Genomic DNA, 3022 nt, shown 5'->3' on the forward strand with positions numbered 1-3022 from the left:
TAGGTCGTCTGGATGTACGGCTCCCCCTTGTAGCCCGCATATCCAGGATTCACATGCAGCCCGTTGAATATGTACTGGCTGAACTGAGGCAGCTGCTGGCCAAAACTACTCCCCCAAGACCAAATGCCTAACAAAAGGGTCATTGCTATGATTTTAAAAGTCGTTTTCATATTTAAAAGAAATACTGGACATTAATGAATGGGCCTGATCCTCAATTACTTGATTTTCAATCCCATTATTCTAAAATTTTATTTAATCACCTGAATCCAACCTTTGAATTCATGTGGTCTACCTTCACGGTCAATGGTTTTTAGCACGTAGAAGTAAGTCCCGGCTACCTGGCCTGGTGCATTCCAGTCATTTTGGTAATCCTCCGTTTCGAAAACATGATCTCCCCATCTGTTGAAGATGACGATTTCATTGCTGACAAACTTGCCTAAGCCTAGAATTTCGAAGGTATCATTGTCTCCATCTATAGTTCCAGGAGTAATCACATTCGGTATTCTGAATGGAAGAATCTCATTGACATCATCAGCCCGGTTATCCTGCTCATCTATGTCATTTTCGCTAGCAGAAACCTCAGCAATGTTGGTAATGAGGCCTGGATCACCTGCTCTGACACGTATTTCTACTACTAGTTCTGCACCTGCGGTAAATTCAGGAATGTTCCATGTCAGTCGATTACCCGAAACGGTCAATGTCACCTCCGCACCGGATGGATTGGAAATGATTTCAGAACTTAGGTAGCTTACATTGAGAGGCAGATCATCTATTAAAATAACCTCCGAAGCATCGGTATCATCGATATTTCGAAGTTTGACTTCGTAGACAAATTCATCCCCCTCGTAGATTTCAATGTCAAAGCTGGTTTTTTCAACCGCCAGATTGACTTCATCCTCTACCAAGAAGCATCTCAAACCATAGTCAAAGTCAAAGCTGATCAGATTATTTGGTGAAACTGTCCCAAACTGGACCACAGGGGTGGTGATCTCGCAGACTAACCTTCTTTCTGCTTCCAAATCGGCTAATCGTCCTGAAGGATCAGGTAGGTTTTTCACTAAACCAGAAGCGCCTAATTGAAGTCCAACCGCATCAAATACCGGGTCAGTAATTAAGGTGACTTCATATTCCCCATACGGATCAGCCTTGTTCAATTCATGCCTCCAGAATCCGAATTGGCCAACCGTAGCTGTAGCCTCATACTCATTCGGTCCTTTAATTTGAATATTGGTGCCATCAGGATTCCCAAATCCAGCTTTATTCAATTCTCCTTCATTCTCTGGACCCAAATAGCTACCATCTCCATTCAGATCTATCCATTCCCAATTGAACACGTTGAGCGGCTCACCCGGGCTGATCACATTTTGAGTGACTTCTCCATCTCCATTGGCATCATACCATTCATTTTGGACTCCATCCCCATTCAGGTCATACCAGACAAATCCACTTAGGACTAAATTAAATGCTGGGCCTGAACCAGAGGGTGCGTATCTGAAATCTACATCCTCATACACACAAGGCTGAACAGTAATACTTGCCGTATCCCCATCTACCGGCCTTAAACCTTTACTGGTAAGCAGAACTTGATCCAAAACGTAAATGAAATAATCTCCAGGATTTACATCCCTGAAGACATATCGACCATTGCTGTTAGTCAGTACCAAAATGGTATCTCCATCCGTATTTTCTTTTGGAATCAATATTACTGGAACATTTGCTAGAGGCTCTCTTCCAATCACCGTAAATAAGGAACCCGTAACTAAAGTCTGCCCTTCACAAAGCAGGTCTGTAGTCACTTCATCCTGATCGGTCAAGTTTTCACCACCACCAGGATTAGGAGCAGAAACAAAGGCCACATTGACTATTTCCTCTTTTTCAGAAAAATCTTCAGCAGTTACGGTATAGGTAGTTTCAAAGGATATTGATTCACCGGGTGCAATCGATGGAATCTCCTCTTCAAATCCAGTCAAGGGATCAGTCACTACTACATCTTCCAAGATTGAATTTCCGGTATTGGTCACCACCAAAGTATAGTTAATCACTTCCCCTACCGCAATCACTGCAGTTTTATCCACAGATTTTTCAATCTGTATTCCAGGCAAAATACCTACCGTAATCAAGGTGCTTGCACTATCTTCCACTAATTGTCCATCTGCAGCATTTCCAGTCGCAGTAGCAGTATTGGTAATGGTTCCAGCCGAAATATCTCCCTCGGTGACCACGTAGGTAGTTTCAATAGATACAGATTCTCCGGGATCAAGATTTGGGATAGTTTCTACCAATCCAGTCAGTGGATCGAGTACAACCACATTAGTCAAGGTTTCATTTCCTGTATTGGTAACCACCAAAGTGTAAGGAATTTCTTGACCTACTTCCGTGTAGGTTTCCACTCCGGCTGTTTTTGTCAAATCAATGGATGGATTTCCTTCACCCTCAACTACCACCGAACCTGATCCCCCGGTCTCTCCTCCGTCAGGATCAGTACCTGTGGCAGTGGCCAGGTTGGTTACGCTGCCTCGGTCCACGTCTTGCTGGGTCACCGTATAGGTCGTCGTGATGGTTTCACTTTCACCCGGTGCCAGGGTTCCGATGTTCTGATCCAGTCCGGTCAACGGATCGGTAATGGTCACATCGGTCAGGGTGACGTTTCCTGTGTTAGTTACCGTCAAGCTGTACTCGATTACATCGCCTTCCTGGTCGAAGCTTTCGGTGGTCGTGCTCTTCTCGATGCTGATCGCAGGGTTTTTCTCCCCGGTCACTTCGATCTCGTCAGTGCCTTCGGTCTCTCCTCCGTCAGGATCAGTACCTGTGGCAGTAGCCAGGTTGATTACGCTGCCTCGGTCCACGTCTTGCTGAGTCACCGTATAGGTCGTCGTGATGGTTTCACTTTCGCCCGGTGCCAGGGTTCCGATGTTCTGATCCAGTCCGGTCAACGGATCGGTAATGGTCACATCGGTCAGGGTGACGTTTCCTGTGTTAGTTACCGTCAAGCTGTACTCGATTACATCGCCTTCCTCATCGA

At 45.3% G+C, this 3022-nt stretch carries 2 protein-coding genes; both read right to left on the reverse strand.

Features of this window, described 5'->3' with window-relative positions; translation table 11 throughout:
* Positions 1–170: type IX secretion system membrane protein PorP/SprF (locus AAA943_RS21715; protein ID WP_338226263.1), on the reverse strand; the 170-nt coding region annotated here is incomplete at its 3' end.
* Between the two features lie 78 nt (positions 171–248).
* Positions 249–3022 (reverse strand): DUF7507 domain-containing protein (locus AAA943_RS21720; protein WP_338226522.1); only part of this gene is annotated, 2774 nt, incomplete at its 5' end.

It is taken from the genome of Algoriphagus confluentis (assembly GCF_036245625.1).
Taxonomy (GTDB): Bacteria; Bacteroidota; Bacteroidia; order Cytophagales; family Cyclobacteriaceae; genus Algoriphagus; species Algoriphagus confluentis.